The organism is Streptomyces sp. NPDC001220, from assembly GCF_053597895.1.
Genome location: NZ_JBSFJE010000016.1, coordinates 48,917 through 65,069, shown reverse-complemented (window position 1 = coordinate 65,069; position 16,153 = coordinate 48,917). Strand labels below are relative to the sequence as shown.

15 protein-coding genes and 1 tRNA gene are annotated in these 16,153 nt (G+C 71.7%); 4 read left to right on the top strand and 12 right to left on the bottom strand.

What is annotated here, in order from left to right; all coding sequences use genetic code 11:
• The first annotated feature begins 122 nt into the window (after positions 1-122).
• Positions 123-3,461: a S41 family peptidase gene (locus ACWDGI_RS33235; protein ID WP_450765449.1), complete on the top strand. Its 3,339-nt coding sequence runs from the start codon at positions 123-125 to the stop codon at positions 3,459-3,461.
• A 155-nt stretch (positions 3,462-3,616) separates the two neighbouring features.
• On the opposite strand, the gene ACWDGI_RS33230 is transcribed toward ACWDGI_RS33235, so the two are convergent.
• From ACWDGI_RS33230 to ACWDGI_RS33215, 4 genes are all read right to left on the bottom strand, one after another.
• The gene (locus tag ACWDGI_RS33230; RefSeq protein WP_450765447.1) at positions 3,617-3,922 is read right to left on the bottom strand and encodes a hypothetical protein; all 306 of its coding nucleotides are present in this window, start codon (positions 3,920-3,922) and stop codon (positions 3,617-3,619) included.
• Between the two features lie 88 nt (positions 3,923-4,010).
• The gene (locus tag ACWDGI_RS33225; RefSeq protein ID WP_450765445.1) at positions 4,011-4,895 is read right to left on the bottom strand and encodes an SDR family oxidoreductase; all 885 of its coding nucleotides are present in this window, start codon (positions 4,893-4,895) and stop codon (positions 4,011-4,013) included.
• On the bottom strand, positions 4,892-5,848 hold the full coding sequence (locus ACWDGI_RS33220) for an alpha/beta fold hydrolase (protein ID WP_450765443.1): 957 nt from the start codon (positions 5,846-5,848) through the stop codon (positions 4,892-4,894). Before ACWDGI_RS33220 ends, ACWDGI_RS33225 begins: the two co-directional genes overlap by 4 nt.
• Positions 5,845-7,374, bottom strand: a complete 1,530-nt coding sequence (locus ACWDGI_RS33215; RefSeq protein ID WP_450765441.1) for a flavin-containing monooxygenase — start codon at positions 7,372-7,374, stop codon at positions 5,845-5,847. Before ACWDGI_RS33215 ends, ACWDGI_RS33220 begins: the two co-directional genes overlap by 4 nt.
• A 176-nt stretch (positions 7,375-7,550) precedes the next feature.
• Here ACWDGI_RS33215 and ACWDGI_RS33210 point away from each other — a divergent pair, with 176 nt between their 5' ends.
• The gene (locus tag ACWDGI_RS33210; protein ID WP_450765741.1) at positions 7,551-8,195 is read left to right on the top strand and encodes a MerR family transcriptional regulator; all 645 of its coding nucleotides are present in this window, start codon (positions 7,551-7,553) and stop codon (positions 8,193-8,195) included.
• On the opposite strand, the gene ACWDGI_RS33205 is transcribed toward ACWDGI_RS33210, so the two are convergent.
• Positions 8,173-8,976: an exodeoxyribonuclease III gene (locus ACWDGI_RS33205; protein ID WP_450765439.1), complete on the bottom strand. Its 804-nt coding sequence runs from the start codon at positions 8,974-8,976 to the stop codon at positions 8,173-8,175. The two genes, ACWDGI_RS33210 and ACWDGI_RS33205, sit on opposite strands and share 23 nt — an antisense overlap.
• Positions 8,977-9,054: 78 nt before the next feature.
• On the opposite strand from ACWDGI_RS33205, the gene ACWDGI_RS33200 reads away from it, so the two are divergent.
• Entirely contained in the window at positions 9,055-9,543 is a 489-nt protein-coding gene (locus ACWDGI_RS33200; protein ID WP_450765437.1) for a GNAT family N-acetyltransferase, read from the top strand.
• 121 nt (positions 9,544-9,664) lie between these two features.
• Here the strand turns inward: ACWDGI_RS33200 and ACWDGI_RS33195 are convergent.
• The 7 genes from ACWDGI_RS33195 to galU all read right to left on the bottom strand — a co-directional run bounded on the left by ACWDGI_RS33195 (position 9,665) and on the right by galU (position 15,375).
• Positions 9,665-9,738: transfer RNA gene (locus tag ACWDGI_RS33195), tRNA-Ala, on the bottom strand.
• A 103-nt stretch (positions 9,739-9,841) separates the two neighbouring features.
• Positions 9,842-11,071: a divisome protein SepX/GlpR gene (sepX, locus tag ACWDGI_RS33190; RefSeq protein WP_450765435.1), complete on the bottom strand. Its 1,230-nt coding sequence runs from the start codon at positions 11,069-11,071 to the stop codon at positions 9,842-9,844.
• A gap of 184 nt (positions 11,072-11,255) precedes the next feature.
• The gene (locus ACWDGI_RS33185; protein ID WP_450765433.1) at positions 11,256-11,927 is read right to left on the bottom strand and encodes a GNAT family N-acetyltransferase; all 672 of its coding nucleotides are present in this window, start codon (positions 11,925-11,927) and stop codon (positions 11,256-11,258) included.
• Between the two features lie 20 nt (positions 11,928-11,947).
• Positions 11,948-12,484, bottom strand: coding sequence for a MogA/MoaB family molybdenum cofactor biosynthesis protein (locus ACWDGI_RS33180; protein ID WP_360489848.1), 537 nt, complete (start codon positions 12,482-12,484; stop codon positions 11,948-11,950).
• On the bottom strand, positions 12,481-12,993 hold the full coding sequence (gene moaC / locus ACWDGI_RS33175; RefSeq protein ID WP_450765430.1) for a cyclic pyranopterin monophosphate synthase MoaC: 513 nt from the start codon (positions 12,991-12,993) through the stop codon (positions 12,481-12,483). The genes ACWDGI_RS33180 and moaC overlap by 4 nt, the downstream gene beginning before the upstream one ends.
• A gap of 127 nt (positions 12,994-13,120) precedes the next feature.
• A complete protein-coding gene (gene glp, locus ACWDGI_RS33170) occupies positions 13,121-14,443 on the bottom strand; it encodes a molybdotransferase-like divisome protein Glp (protein WP_450765428.1) in 1,323 nt (440 codons plus the stop codon).
• Positions 14,440-15,375 (bottom strand): UTP--glucose-1-phosphate uridylyltransferase GalU, encoded by a 936-nt coding sequence (gene galU / locus ACWDGI_RS33165; protein WP_450765426.1) that lies wholly within the window; start codon positions 15,373-15,375, stop codon positions 14,440-14,442. Before galU ends, glp begins: the two co-directional genes overlap by 4 nt.
• Positions 15,376-15,454: 79 nt before the next feature.
• Between galU and ACWDGI_RS33160 the strand changes: the two genes are divergently transcribed.
• On the top strand, positions 15,455-16,090 hold the full coding sequence (locus ACWDGI_RS33160; RefSeq protein WP_450765424.1) for a 5-formyltetrahydrofolate cyclo-ligase: 636 nt from the start codon (positions 15,455-15,457) through the stop codon (positions 16,088-16,090).
• Positions 16,091-16,153: the final 63 nt, after the last annotated feature.

Genomic DNA, 16,153 nt, shown 5'->3' with positions numbered 1-16,153 from the left:
TTGAAGATACCCCGGGATCTAGAGAAACGAAACCGTTTCGTACGTGTGCTCGCTCACGCGCATCCGCCACGCGCGCGTGCCCACGAGTTGCTGGCCCCCTGTACCCGGAAAAGCATGGGGAGGTGAGCTATCTGCGCCTGCCGCATCTCCACGGTGACCTGTTGTGCTTCGTGGCCGAGGACGACCTCTGGCTGACCTCGCTGGACGCCCCGGGCCGCGCCTGGCGGCTCACCGTCGACCGCACCAAGATCGGCCATCCGCGCTTCTCGCCGGACGGCCGCCGGGTCGCGTACACGAGCTGGCGCAGTCTGGTGCCCGAGATCCACCTGGCCGACGTGGACGGCGGCCCGGGACGGCAGCTGACGTACTGGGGCAGCGCCGACACCCAGGTGTGCGGCTGGACGCCGGAGGGCGACATCCTCGCGGTGGCCTCGCAGGGGCAGCCGTTCTCCTATTTCACATGGGCCTACAAGGTGTCCCCCGACGGCGACCCGGGCCGCAAGCTGCCCTGGGGGCCGGTCTCCGACATCCAGGTCGCCGACGTCGACGGCGAGCGCAGGGCCCTGCTGCTCACCGGCACCCCGCCGCACGAACCGGCCGGCTGGAAGCGCTACCGGGGTGGCGCCATGGGCCGGCTCTGGCTGCACGGGCAGCGGCTGCTCGCCGGGATCGGCGGCCATCTGGACTCCCCGATGTTCGTCGCCGGCCGGATCGCCTTCCTCTCCGACCACGAGGGCGTCGGCAACCTCTACTCCTGCGCCTACGACGGCTCCGACCTGCGCCGGCACACCGACCACGACGCCTTCTACGCCCGGAACGCCGCCAGCGACGGCACCCGGGTGGTGTACCAGTGCGCCGGCGACCTGTGGCTCGTCGACGACCTCGGCCCGGACTCGGCGCCGCGCAGGCTGGAGGTGCGGCTGTCCGGGCCGCGCGCCGGGCGCCGCCCGTACCAGGTGCCGGCCGCCCAGCACGTCGACGGCGTCTCCGTGGACGAGACGGGCCGGGCCAGCGCCGTCGTCGTACGCGGCAGCCTGTACTGGCTCACCCATCGCGACGGCCCGGCCCGCACCATCGCCGACACTCCGGGGGTACGGGTGCGGCTCCCGGAGATGCTCGGCTCGACGGGGCAGATCGCGTACGTCACGGACGCCGGCGGCGAGGACGCGGTCGAGATCGCCCACCTGCCCCGGGCGAGCGGCGACCGCCCACCGCGCCGACTGGCCTCCGGGAAGCTGGGCCGGGTCCTGGAACTGGTCTCCGACCCGCTGGGCGAGCGGCTTGCGGTCGCGGCGCACGACGGACGGCTGCTGTTGATCGACGTGTCCGAGGATGTTGAGGGCGACGGGGCGTCTGTTGATTCCGTTGACAGTATTGACGCTGTTGACGACGCTGCCCCCGCCGATATTGATCCTGTTGACGGCGAGGGCTCCGACGGCATGGTCACCGAGTTGATCCAGTCGATCAATGGTCCGGTCCGTGATCTGGCCTTCTCACCGGACGGGTCATGGTTGACCTGGTCGCATCCGGGCATCGGCCGTTCGCTGCGGCAGATCAAGATGGCCCGGATCAGCGACCGGCTCGTCATCGACGTCACCAACGGCCGCTTCGAGGACGAGAACCCGGTCTTCACCCGCGACGGCCGCTACCTCGCGTTCCTGTCCTGGCGGGGCTTCGACCCGGTGTACGACGTGCACACCGGCGACCTGTCCTTCCCGCTCGGCTGCCGCCCCTACCTGGTCCCGCTCTCCTCGGCTACCCCCTCCCCCTTCGCCCTCAGCCCCGACGGCCGCCCGGCGGCGGGCGGTCTGGACCCCGTCGAGGACGAGGAGCCCGGCGAGGGCGGCACGGTCACGGTCGAGGTGGAGGGACTGGAGAACCGGGTGACCCCGTTCCCGGTCGCCGCCTCCAAGTACTCGGCGCTGTACCCGGTCGCGGGCGGCGGCCTGGTCTGGCTGCGCTGGCCGATCTCGGGTGCTTTGGGCGAGACCTTCGTCAATCCCGCCGACACCAGCGGCCGGCCGACCCTGGAGTACTTCAACATCACCAAGGCGAAGAAGTCCGAACTCGTCGACCACCTGGACTGGTTCACGGTCAGCGGGGACGGCAGCCGCCTGGTCGTGGTCGACGAGGGCGAGCTGCGGGCCGTGCCGTCCACCGAGTCCGGCGACGCCGACTCGACCGTCTGGATCGACCTGCGCCGCATCCTGCACCAGGTCGACCCGCCCGCCGAGTGGCGGCAGGCGTACGCCGAGGCCGGCCGCCTCATCCGCGACTACTTCTGGGACCCCGGGATGTGCGGGATCGACTGGGACGGGGTGCTCGCCCAGTACCGCCCGCTGGTCGAACGGGTCGCCTCCCCCGACGAGTTCGCCGACCTGCTGCGCGAGGTCCTCGGCGAACTGGGCACCTCGCACGCCTATGTCACCCCCGCCCGCCGCAACGAGGGCCCGCCGCACTACCAGCGTTTCCAGGGCCTGCTCGGCACCGACTTCGTCCGCCGGGACGGCCGCTGGACGGTCAAGCGGATCCTGCCCGGCGACTCCTCCGACTCCAAGGCGCGCTCCCCGCTCGCGGGCACGGGGATCCGGGAGGGCGCGGTGCTCACCCACGTGGACGGCAGGCCGGTGGATCCGGTGGCCGGCCCGTACCCGCTGCTCGCGGGAGCGGGCGGTACGACGGTGGAGCTGACGTTCGTGCCGGGCGACGGCGAGCCGGGGCCGGCGCGCCGGGTCGCCGTCCTCCCGCTGATCAACGAGCGGCCGCTGCGTTACCAGGACTGGGTGGCCAAACGCCGGGCCGTGGTTCGGGAGTCGAGCGGCGGCCGGTGCGGCTACCTGCACATCCCGGACATGGGCGGCTCGGGCTGGGCCCAGTTCAACCGCGATCTGCGCCTGGAGGTCTCACGCCCCGCGCTCATCGTCGACGTGCGCGGCAACGCGGGCGGCCACATCAGCGAACTCGTCGTCGAGAAACTCACCCGGACCATCCTCGGCTGGGACCTGACCAGGGACGCGCAGCCGGTGTCGTACGCCTCCAACGCCCCGCGCGGCCCGATCGTCGCGCTCACCGACGAGGCCACCTCCTCCGACGGCGACATGATCACGGCCGCGATCAAACTGCTGCGGCTCGGCCCGGTCGTCGGCCAGCGCACCTGGGGCGGGGTCGTCGGCATGACCGGACGGCACCGCCTGGGCGACGGCACGGTGATCACGGTGCCGATGAACGCGGCCTGGTTCGAGGAGTACGGCTGGTCCGTCGAGAACCACGGCGTCGCCCCCGATGTGGAGGTCCTGCGCACCCCGATGGACTGGGCGGAGGGCCGCCACGTGGAGATGGACGACGCGATCCAACTGGCCCTGGACCTCATGACCGACCATCCGGCGGCGATCCCCCCGGACCACAGCGAGGTACCGGACAGGTCCCGCCCGAAACTGCCCCCGAGGCCGACGGCCCCTTGAGACGCCGGGAACCGTCCCAGCCCAGGGGGCGCGGGGAACTGCGCGAGCAACCATTGCGGACCCGCACGCGCCCCCGCCCTCTGGGCGCCCGAAAGCGCAGGGCGCCCTCCGGATCGGAGGGCGCCCCACGTCATACGGCCGAGCCGGTGCAACGACTAGGCGTCGTAGTCCTGGTCGAACCGGTCCTGCATCTCCTGCTCGGTGTCGTCGATGTTCTGACGACCGCGCTCAGGCATCTGCCGGCCACGCTCCTGCGTCGCCTGCCGGCCGCGCGGCTGCGTCGCCTGCTGGCCACGCTGCGGGGCCTGCTGGCCACCTTGGTGGGCCTGCTGGCCACCCTGGTGGGTCTGCTGGCCACCCTGGTGGGTCTGCTGGCCGCGCTGCTGCGACTCCTGCTGGCCCTCGTGCATCTTCTGCTTGGCCTGACCCTGCGTCTTGGCGGCCTTGTCCTTCATACCCATGTGGGTTCACTCCCGTGGAGGGTGAGGGGATCGGCCCTCTGTGGGGCCTCGACCAGATTCACACGGGCGGACAACGCACGCATTTCGATCAGTGACGGTGCGTAGTGCGCGCCTCCTCGTCAGCGGCCCCACCTGCGCCGACGAGCCCGGTGCGCATGCCCTGCAAGCGGGGCGCGAACCGCTTCATCTCGCGCTGCCCGACCGTCCCGATCAGCGCCGGCAGGTACCCGCGCACGCCCTGCATCCCCCGCAGCCACCACTGCCCGTACACATGCGCCGAGCGCCGCTCGATCCCGGCCACGATCCGGTCCACCGTCGGGCCCAGCGGATACGTCTTGTTCGCCGGCCACGGCAGCCGCTGCCGCAACTCCCGCATCACCTCGTCCTGGTCGGCGCCCCGCACCATGTCGGTGTCCGTCCAGGACAGGTACCCGACCCCGACGCGCACCCCCTGGTGGCCGACCTCGGCGCGCAGACTGTGCGCGTACGCCTCCACGCCCGCCTTGGACGCGCAGTACGCCGTCATCATCGGCGCCGGCGTGATCGCGGCCAGCGACGCAATCTGCAGCAGATAGCCCCGGCTCTCCGTGAGCACCGGCAGGAACGCGCGTGCCGTCACCGCCGAGCCGATCAGGTTGACCTCGATCACCCGCCGCCAGGCCTCGGGATCCGACTCGGCGAACGGACCGCCGTTCGCCACCCCGGCGTTGGCCACCACGATGTCGGCCTTCCCGAACCGCTCCTTGACCTCCCGCGCCACCCGGCTCATCGCCTCGTGGTCGGTGACGTCGGCGTACCAGTACGCGCTGTCGGTGTGCAGCCGCCCGGAGACCTCCTTGAGCGCCTCCTCCTCCAGCCCGACCAGCGCGACCTTCGCCCCGCGCGCGGAGAGCTTGCGGGCGAGCAACTCGCCGACCCCGCGCGCCGCTCCGGTGACGACGGCGACCTGTCCTTCGAGACCGACCCTGCTCATGAGCCCTCCTTGATCCGCTCGGGCGCCTCGGCGCCGACTCGGCCGGGGGTGGCCGTCACATACGCGGTGACCAGTTCCCGGATCTTTCCGTTGACCAGTTCCGGCGCCTCGACCGGAGTCATGTGCCCCATGCCGGGCAGCTCGGTGAGACCGAGGGAGTGCGGCAGCGCCTCAGCCAGCGCGCGGGCGTGCGCAGGGGGCGTGAGCCGGTCGGACGCGCCGCTGATGACCGCCGTGGGCGCGCGCAACTCCCGTACGCCGTCCTCGAGGTCGAGGCGCGCGAGGACGAGCGCCCAGGCGTGGCGCACACCGCGCGGGCAGGCGTGAACGATCCGCGCGCACGCGTCCACCATCTGCGGGTCGGAACCGGCGCCCATGGTGGCGTACTTGAGGATGCTCCGGGCGGCGGGCGTGACCGGTCCGAGCGGGGCGCGCGATGCCAGGACGTGCGCCGTGAGCCAGGTGCGTACGGCCCCGGCGCGCAACGGTATGACGCGCGCCTCCGCCACCAGTCGTGAACTGCCGGTGCTGCACAGCAGGACCGCGGCGGCGTGTTCACGGAAGCGCGGGCGCGCGGAGGCCGCCATGACGCTCATGCCGCCCATGGAGTGCCCGGCTATCACGGCCCGCTCCCCGCGCGCGAGCGTGTGCGCGAGCACCGCTTCCAGGTCGTCCGCCAGCGCCTGGGTGGTGCACGCGGGGCTCGCGGGACTGCGCCCGTGCCCTCTCTGGTCGTACGCGATGACCCGGTGGTCGACGGCCAGTTCCCGTATCTGCGCCGCCCAGAAGGCGGTCGAGCAGGTCCAGCCGTGGGCGAGGACGACGGCGGGCGCGTCCTCGGGGCCGTGCACCTCGACGTGCAGGCGCGCGCCGTCGGCGGAGACGACGGTGAGTTCACGCGCGGGCGCGGGCGGCGCGTACGGCCCGGTGGTCACATGGGTGAGCCGGCTCACGCGCCCACCTCCGCACCGGACTTGGCGCCGTGCGCGCCGTCCTCGTCGCCGGCCAGGGGCGCCCGGACCACCTCGTACTCCGCGAGATCCACCCGCTGGGTCGCGCGCCGGAACTCCGTCGTCGTACCGGGCCAGATGGTGGTGTTGCGGCCGCTCGCGTCCAGGTACCAGCTGGTGCAGCCGCCGGTGTTCCACACGGTGCGCTTCATGCGTTCCTGGACCTTGTGGTTCCAGGCGGCCACGGCGGCGGGGCGCGCGTCGAGGGCCGCGCGCCCCCCGAGGACACGGAGCTGGCGCAGGTAGTCGGCCATGTAGTTCAGCTGGGACTCGATCATGAGGATCATGGAGGAGTTCCCGAGGCCGGTGTTGGGCCCGATGATCGTCATCCAGTTCGGGAACCCGGCGGCAGCGGCACCGCGCAGCGCCTCCATGCCGCCCTTCCAGGCCTCCGCGAGGGTGCGCCCGTCGGCGCCGACGACCCGCTCGGCGATGGGCATGTCGGTGACGTGGAAGCCGGTGCCGAAGATGATCGCGTCGACCTCGGCGGTGCTGCCGTCGGCGGCCACCACGGTCGATCCGCGGATCTCGCTGAGCCCGCTCGCCACCACGTCCACGTTGGGCTGCGCCAGCGCCGGATAGTAGGTGCTGGACAGCAGGATCCGCTTGCAGCCGATGCGATAGTCCGGGGTGAGCCTGGCGCGCAGCACGGGGTCCTTGATGGCACGGGCCATGTTGCGCTTGGCGATGCTCTCGACCAGGCCGAGTTCGTCGGGGCGCTTGGTGAACGCCTGGACCTGGAGTTCCCGGATCCCCCACAGGAACCCACGCCGGGCCTGGGTGGTGAAGGGCAGCGCCCGGTGCACCCGCCGTTCGGCGGCGCTGATGGCGCGGTCCACGCGGGGCATCACCCACGGGGGCGTGCGCTGGAAGAGGGTGAGTTTCGCGACCTCGGGCTGGATGGCGGGCACGATCTGGATCGCGGAGGCGCCGGTGCCGACCATGGCGACCCGCTTGCCGCGCAGGTCGTAGTCGTGGTCCCAGCGGGCCGAGTGGAAGACCTTGCCGGGGAAGGAGTCCAGCCCCGGGATCTCGGGGATCTTCGGGTCGGACAGCGGCCCGGTGGCGGAGACGACGACGTCGGCGGAGAGCGAACCGGAGGCCGTCTCGATGTCCCAGCGCAGCTTCTCCGGGTCCCAGGCCATCCGCTTGACCTCGGCGTCGAAGCGGAGGTGGGGCCGCAGCCCGAACACATCGGCGACGTGCTCCAGATAGGCGCGGATGTGTTCCTGGCCGGAGAAGGTGCGCGGCCAGTCGGGGTTGGGTGCGAAGGAGAAGGAGTACAGGTGGGACGGCACGTCGCAGGCGCACCCCGGGTAACTGTTGTCCCGCCAGGTGCCGCCGACGCTGCCGGCCCGTTCCAGGACGACGAAGTCGGTGATCCCTTCCCGGCGCAACCGCACGGCCGCGCCCAGTCCGCCGAACCCGGACCCGATCACCGCCACCCGTACCTGCTCGTGCTGGGCCATCCGGAGCCTCCACGCATCGACCATGATTACGCCAGTGAACACTGGCACGATTGGACTGTAGAGCAGCTCCGTACTGATGGGTAGAGCCCGGACGGACGAAAGTTACCGGCGGTACAACATAGGCTTCGCATGTGGCAGACGACGGCGGACAGGGCGGCGAGGCGCGCGAGTACCGCATGGAGGAACTGGCCGGCCTGGCCGGCATCACCGTGCGCACGCTGCGCTTCTACCGCGAGCGCAAGCTGATCCGGCCGCCCCGCCGCGAGGGCCGTATCGCCTGGTACGACGACCATCACCTGGCCCGGCTGCGCACGATCTCGGCGCTCCTGGAACGCGGCCACACCCTGAACGGCATCGCGGAGCTCGCCGAAGCCCTCGACCAGGGCCGCGATGTCGCCGACCTCCTGGGCATCGAGCCGACGGAGGAGGAGCCGGTCCGTCTCACCCCCGAGGAACTCGCCGCCCGCTTCGAGGGCCAGGTCACCACGGAGAACCTCGCCACGGCGCTGGACCTCGGCTACCTCGGCACCGACGGCGACGACATCGTCCACATCAGCCGCCGCCTGCTGGACGCCTCGGAGGCCCTGGTCCGCGAGGGCTTCCCGCTCGCGGAGGTCCTGGCCGCCGGCCGGAGCGTCCGCGAACACGCCGACGCCCTCGCCGAACTCTTCGCCGAACTAGTCCTGCGGCACAACCCACGAGAGGACATGGAGCGCCTGCGCCCCCTGGCCCGCAGCGTGGTGGAGGCGGAGGTTTCGCTGGCCCTGGACCGCCGGATGAGCAAGCGGGACCAGCCCGTCAGAGGTCGTACACGACAGTGACCGGCGCGTGGTCCGACCAGCGCTCCGCATGGGTGGCCGCGCGCTCCACGAAGCCCTTGACCGCCTTGCCCGCGAGCCCCTGCGTGGCCATCTGGTAGTCGATGCGCCATCCCGAATCGTTGTCGAAGGCCCGCCCCCGGTACGACCACCAAGTGTACGGCCCCTCGACCTCCGGATGCAGTGCGCGTACGACGTCGACGTAGCCGCCGTCGGCCGGGTCCAGGACGCTGGTCAGCCACTCCCGTTCCTCCGGCAGGAAGCCGGAGTTCTTGGTGTTGCCGCGCCAGTTCTTCAGGTCGGCCTGCTGGTGGGCGATGTTCCAGTCGCCGCAGACGACGACCTCGCGCCCGTCGGCGGCGGCCCGCTCGCGCAGTTCCTTCAGGTGGGCGAGGAACGCGTCCATGAACCGGTACTTCTCGCCCTGCCGCTCGGTGCCGACCTCCCCGGAGGGGAGATAGAGGGAGGCGACGGTGACGCCGGGCAGGTCGGCCTCGACATAGCGCCCGCTCGCGTCGAACTCGTCCGAGCCGAAGCCGACGCGCACGCTGTCCGGCTCACGCCGGGTGTAGAGGGAGACACCCGCGCGCCCCTTGGCGGACGCGGGGGCGTGCACGACGTGCCATCCGCCGGGCGCGCGCGCCCCCTCCGGGAGCTGCTGCGGCTCCGCGCGCACCTCCTGCAGGCAGAGCACGTCCGCGGAGGTCTCCGCGAGCCACTCCACGAAGCCCTTCTTCGCGGCGGCCCGCAGCCCGTTCACATTCACCGAGGTCACAGTCAGCACCAGGGCACGATACCGGCACACTGGACGGAGACCCCATGTCCACCGCGCTTTCGCCTGCACGAATATACGATGCCTCACATGAATATACGTTCCGTTGCCTTCGATCACCCCGACGCCGTCAAGCTCAACGACGAGGTCCAGGCCGAGTACCACGTGCGTTACGGCGACGGGGGCGACGCCACGGCCCTCGACACGGCCGACTTCGCACCGCCGAACGGCGTCTACCTGATCGCGTACGACGAGTCCGACCGCCCCGTGGCCACCGGCGGCTGGCGCAGCCAGGACGAGAACGGCGAGGGCAACGAGGACGGCGACGCCGAACTCAAGCGCATGTTCGTCGTCGAGGAGATGCGCGGCCGGGGGCTGGCCCGCCGCATGCTCGCGGCCCTGGAGGACGACGCCCGCGCGGCCGGCCGCCTCCGCATGGTCCTGGAGACCGGCACCAAGCAGCCGGAGGCCATTGCCCTGTACACCTCCAGCGGTTACGAGCCGTGCGTGAAGTTCGGCTACTACCGCCACTACGAGTCGAGCCGCTGCTACGCGAAGCCCCTGCGGGCGGACTTGTAATACGCGTCACATCCGACCGCCCCAACTCGCCTTCCGGTACCCACTGGGTCGCGGGTCGGGGCATCCCGGAAACGACAGAAATCCCGGCGATCGGAATGATCGCCGGCATCTCATCGTGCAGTGGACCTGTGGGGATTTGAACCCCAGACCCCCTCGATGCGAACGAGGTGCGCTACCAGACTGCGCCACAGGCCCTTGCAACGAGTGAAACTCTAGCATCCCCGTCGGGGTGCTTGGAAATCCATTCCCTGACTGGTCAGGGACGGGGTCCCGGGAGGCGCCTCGCGCTTTCCCCGGGTCACTCGTTGGCCGCGCGCGGGCGCTCGCCGTCCTCGTACTGGTCGAACAGCGGCGTGCGGCCGCGCTCGCGTGCCCGGCGCGCGGAGGCCGCGCGGCGCGCGTCGGTCCGGCCGTCCGCCGGCTTGTCGTCGGCGGCGGACTCCGCCGCCTCCGCCTCGCTCTCCGGCGCGACCGGCTTGGTCTCCTGCTCTGGCGCGACGGAGCTGGACCGCGCCGAACTCCAGGCGTCGGGCGCCCCCAGATCCACATCGGAGGTGGCGCGGGGCGCGACCGGCGCGGTCACGTACGTCGGCAGTGGCACCGGCACCGGGTCCCAGCTGTCTCCGTGCCCGGGCCGCCGCTGCCGCTCACGCTGCTGGTCGACCCACTCGGCGTGATCGGTCTGTTCGACGAGAGCGCGCCGGTCAGCGGCGAGCGCGGACAGGCCGGGGTCGGTCTCGGCCCCTGGTCCCTCGTCCGGTTCGTCCGTGACCGCGTCATGGTCGAGGGGCGCACGCCGCCGCGGCTGGCGCTCCCGCAACCGCTGTGCGGCGACCTCGGCCTGACGCCGGTCCATGTGGTAGGCGAAGCGCCGGCGCTCCTGCGCGCGCAGGTAGGCGATGTAGCCGCTGAGCATGACGGCGGGTACACCCGGAGCCCACAGGAACGCCAACCCCCCGACGGCTGCGACGATCGCGCCCAGCGTGAACGCGACGAAGAGCAACACGGTGGTGCGCCGACGGCGCGCGAGCGCCTTCGTACGCCGGGCGCGTGCTGCGGCCGTCTGCGCCGAGGACGCGCGCCGCGCAGCCGGAACTCGCTTGCGCTCGGAGGCTGATGCCGGGGCGGGCGTGGCGCCTGCCTGACGGGCCGGTGCTGACGGGGACTTGGCCGCCTGCGCGACCGCCTGGTCGCGCGCCGGTTCCTGGCGCCCGGGTGCCTCCGGCTCCGCCTCGGCCCGGACCTGACGGCGGGTCGGAGGCATGGCGAAGGCCCGGACGTCCACCGAGTCGGTGACGGCGTCCGGATCACCGGCGTCCTGCTCCCCCTCGGGGGCGGAGCGCGCCCGCAGGTCCTTGGCGTATCGGCGCTCCATCCCCGCCCGTCCGGACAGCAGCCGGATGGCGGTGCTGAAGCGTTCCGTCGGACGGGCCTCGTTCAGCTCGTCCTGCCTACGGAGCCACATCGGCACCAAGTAGGCGGCCCAGGCCCCGACAATGACTGCGTAGATGAGGCCGCTGCTGCTCACGCCTCACACGGTAGAGGGGTTTGCGTGGGGCCATCTGCCAATTGCGTCGGTGTGTCGCACGATCTGGCTGATATTTCGAACTTTTTTTGTGACCGATGCGATCAGACGGCCGCCGGAGCCGCGAATTCAATGCCCTGAGACGGTCATCAGTCGATCAATTTCGAACACATATTCCATTTTCAGGCTAGCCGGGATTCCCTGGAGTGTTCTGCGGATTCCAGGGCATGTTCGGAGTGCCCGTCGTGCCCGGTGCCTTGGGTGACCCGCTCTGGGAGCGTTCCCTCCGCCAGCGGCCGAGCAACCCTTCGGGCACCTCTTCCGCGGTGAGGGCGAAGACGAGGTGGTCGCGCCAGGCTCCGTCGATGTGGAGATAACGCGGCCGCAGCCCCTCCTCACGGAATCCGAGTTTCTCCACGACCCGGCGGCTGGGCCGGTTCTCGGGGCGAATGCAGACCTCGATGCGGTGCAGACCGACCGTGCGGAAACAGTGGTCCACCACGAGCGCGACGGCCGTCGGCATCACCCCGCGGCCGGCCACCGACCGGTCCACCCAGTAGCCGACGTGTCCCGAGCACATCGACCCCCAGGTGATCCCGGCGACCGTCAACTGCCCGACCAGGCGACCCTGGTACTCGATGACGAAGGGCAGCATGCGGCCCGCGTTCGCCTCCGAGCGCAGATGCCGGACCATCTGCCGGTAGGTCGGCCGGTGTGTGATCGGACCGCTGGGCGTGGGCGGCGGGATGGTCGCCTCCCAGGGGCGCAGCCAGTCGCGGTTGCGCCGGTTGACCTCGCGCCAGGCCCGCTGGTCGCGCACCCTTATGGGCCGGAGGACGACATCGCCGTCCACCAGCACGACGGGCCAGGATGGGCTGTTCAGCTCGCACCCCCGGTGCTGGGTCTGGGGTGGTCGCCGCCTCGGATCTGGTCGACGGCGTGCGCCAGCAGCGGTTCCAGGACGGCCAGGCCGTCCCGTACCCCGCCGGTGGACCCCGGAAGGTTGACGATCAGCGTCCGGCCCGCCACCCCGGCCAGACCACGGGAGAGGGCCGCGGTGGGCACCTTCTCCCGTCCGAACGCGCGGACGGCCTCCGCGATGCCCGGTACCTCGTGGTCGATCACCGCGCGGGTCGCCTCGGGCGTCCGGTCGGTGGGCGAGATGCCGGTGCCTCCGGTGGTGACGACGACGTCGTATCCGGCTTCGACGGCCGCGCGCAGGGCGGCCGTCACGGGATCCCCGTCGGGCACGACCCGCGGCCCGTCCACGGCGAATCCGAAGCCCTCCAGGCCCGCCGCGACCAGCGGTCCGCCCTTGTCCTCGTAGACACCGGCGGCGGCGCGGTTGGAGGCGGTCACCACCAGCGCACGGTACGGCGCGCGCGGCGCACCACCGGCGGACGGCCCGGCGCTCACGCCCGGCTCCAGTCGCCCGACTTGCCGCCCGTCTTCTCCTCCACGCGTACGTCTGTGATGACAGCTCCCTTGTCGACCGCCTTGACCATGTCGATCACGGTGAGTGCGGCGACGGAGACCGCGGTGAGGGCCTCCATCTCGACGCCCGTGCGGTCCGTCGTCTTCACGGTGGCCCGGATCTCCACGGCGTCCTCCGCGACCGACAGATCCAGTTTCACACCGGAGACCGACAAGGGGTGGCACAGCGGGATCAGGTCCGGGGTGCGTTTGGCGCCCATGATGCCCGCGATGCGCGCGGTGGCGAGGGCGTCGCCCTTGGGGACGCCCTCGCCGCGCAGCAACTCGATCACGCGGGGCGAGACGAGGACGCGTCCGCTGGCGCGGGCGGTACGCGCGGTCACGTCCTTGCCGGACACGTCGACCATGCGGGCGGCGCCCGCGTCGTCGATGTGCGTCAGGCGGTCTGGCGCAGGGCGTCCGGGGGTCTCCCCCCGGGAAGGCTCAGTCATGCTGTGTGGCGCTCCCGGTCCGGGCCCGTCGCGGTGCGGCGCTCGGGCCTGCTGTGCGCGACACGGTACCGCCAAGCCGGCACGGAGGACCGGGCAGGATCGCCCGGCGGACGGGTACGCGCGCGCATCATCCGAGCAGGACGACCTCGACCTCGCTGCCGGGCTCGACGGACTCCACGTCCTCGGGTACGACGATCAGCGCGTCGGCGTGTGCCAGGGCGGCGACCAGATGCGAACCGGCGCCGCCCACGACGGTCACCTCGCCGTCGGCGTACGCCCCGCGCAGGAACTGCCTGCGCCCCTTGGGCGAGCCGAGCGCCCGGTCCGCCCTGAGGATGGCCTTCGTACGGGGCCGGTGCACGTCCGGGAGGCCCATCAGGGTGCGGATGGCCGGTCGGACGAACAGCTCGAAGGAGACGTACGACGACACGGGGTTGCCGGGCAGGGCCAGCAGGGGCGTGTGGTCGGGGCCGATGGAGCCGAAGCCCTGGGGCTTGCCGGGCTGCATGGCGAGCTTGCGGAAGTCGATGCCGCCGCCCGCCTCGTCTGCGTCGCCGACGTGCGCCAGCGCCTCCTTGACGACGTCGTACGCCCCCACGCTCACGCCGCCGGTGGTGACCATCAGGTCGGCCCTGACGAGCTGGTCCTCGATGGTGGCACGCAGGGTGTCGGCGTCGTCGACGACCGCGCCCACCCGGTAGGCGATGGCGCCCGCGTCCCGGGCCGCGGCGGTGAGGGCGAAGCTGTTGGAGTCGTAGATCTGGCCGCTGCCGAGTTCCTCGTCGGGCTGGACGAGCTCGCTGCCGGTGGACAGGACCACCACACGGGGGCGCGGGCGTACGCGTACCGAGCCGCGGCCGATCGCGGCGAGCAGCGCGATCTGCGGCGGCCCCAGCACGGTGCCCGCCTCCAGGGCGCGGTCGCCGGCCCGCACGTCGCTGCCCTTCGCGCGCACGTGCGCGCGTGCCTCGGCCGGCCGGTGCACGCGCACGTGCCCCTCGGCACCCTCGGGCGCGAGGCGGCGCGCCACCATGCCCTCGACCGGTCCCTCGCCGAGTCCGCCGTCGGTCCACTCCACGGGGACGACGGCCTCGGCGCCGGGCGGCAGCGGGGCACCGGTCATGATCCGGGCGGCCTGACCGGGGCCGACCGGGGTGAGCTCAGCGGCGCCCGCCGCCACGTCCCCGACGACCTCCAGGACGGCCGGGAACTCCTCGCTCGCGCCCGCCACATCCGCGACCCGTACCGCGTACCCGTCCATGGAGCTGTTGTCGAACGGCGGCAGTGACACCGGCACCATGACGTCGTCGACCAGGACGCAGCCCTGGGCGTCGAGGAGTTGCAGCTCGATGACTTCCAGGGGGCGGACGGTGGTGAGGATGTCCTCCAGGTGCTCGTCCACCGACCACAGGTGGTTCTGGCCGGCGGGGCGGGTCGCGGCGCTGCTCAACTCTGCTGCATCTCCTCGGCTACGTAACTGCGAAGCCAGGTCCGGAAGTCCGGGCCCAGGTCTTCACGTTCGCACGCGAGCCTGACAATGGCACGCAGATAGTCGCCGCGGTCGCCGGTGTCATAGCGGCGGCCCTTGAAGACGACGCCGTGCACGGGGCCGCCGACCTTCTCCGCGGCGGTAGCCGCTGACGAATACGTCTGGGCGAGCTGCTGCAGGGCGTCGGTGAGCTGGATCTCGCCGCCGCGGCCGGGCTCGGTGCGCCGCAGTATGTCGAAGACGTGCGGGTCGAGGACGTAGCGGCCGATGATGGCGTAGTTCGACGGGGCGTCCGCCGGGTCCGGCTTCTCCACCAGGCCGGTCACCCTGACGACGTCACCGTCGACCGTGGTCTCCACTTCGGCGCAGCCGTAGAGATGGATCTGCTCCGGGTCCACCTCCATGAGCGCGATCACGCTGCCGCCGTGCTGCTCCTGGACTTCGATCATGCGCTGGAGCAGCGGGTCGCGCGGGTCGATCAGGTCGTCGCCGAGCAGGACGGCGAAGGGCTCGTGGCCCACGTGCGGGGCCGCGCAGAGCACGGCGTGGCCGAGGCCCTTGGGGTCGCCCTGGCGCACGTAGTGCATCGTGGCCAGGTCGCTGGACTCCTGGACCTTGGCGAGCCGGCTGGCGTCGCCCTTCTTCTGAAGCGCCGATTCCAGCTCGTAGTTGCGGTCGAAGTGGTCTTCCAGGGGACGCTTGTTGCGTCCGGTGATCATGAGGACGTCGTCGAGCCCCGCCGACACGGCCTCCTCGACCACGTACTGGATCGCCGGCTTGTCGACGACCGGCAGCATCTCCTTGGGAGTGGCCTTGGTGGCCGGCAGGAACCGGGTGCCGAGGCCCGCGGCGGGGATGACAGCCTTGCTGATCCTGGGGTGCGACTGAGTCATGTCCGCAACCTTATCCGGTGCCTTTGCGAAGAATCTGAGGCTCCGGTTAATTGGCACTCATATGAGCAGATTAGAAGGGATGCGGGGACGACCTGTGCAGCACGGTGAACCCGGGGGCGAGACTGACAAGCGAAAGTTGCGGCGAGAATTCCTGGGGGTGAGGAACAGGTTGACGACAGACGTCGTCAGGGAGTCGGCCGTCGCGCTGGCCGAGCACGCTCTGGAACTGCCCGAGCTGGCGCGTGCGCGCACGGTGGCGGCGTACGTCTCCGTCGGGAGCGAGCCCGGCACGCTCACGCTGCTCGACGCGCTGCTCACGCGGGGCGTGCGCGTCCTGCTCCCGGCGCTCCTGCCGGACAACGACCTGGACTGGGGCGCGTACGCCGGGGAGGGCTCCCTCACGCGCGTCCAACACGGCGGGAAGATGGCGCTGTTCGAACCCGCCGGTGAACTCCTCGGCCCGGACGCCGTGCTCGCCGCCGACGTCGTACTGCTGCCGGGGCTCGCGGTCGACGCGCGCGGGATGCGGATGGGGCGCGGTGGAGGGTCGTACGACCGCGTGCTGGCGCGTCTGGAACGCGCGGGCGCGCGCCCCGCGCTCGTGGTGCTGCTGTACGACACGGAGGTCGTCGAGCGCGTGCCCACGGAGGCGCACGACCGGCCGGTGCAAGCGGTGGTGACGCCGTCGGGCGCGCGCCGGTTCGCGGACTCCTGAGGTAGCCGGCGCGCGGGACGACGCCGAGCGCCGCCGCAGGAAACGGCCCTCCACGCGTGCGTG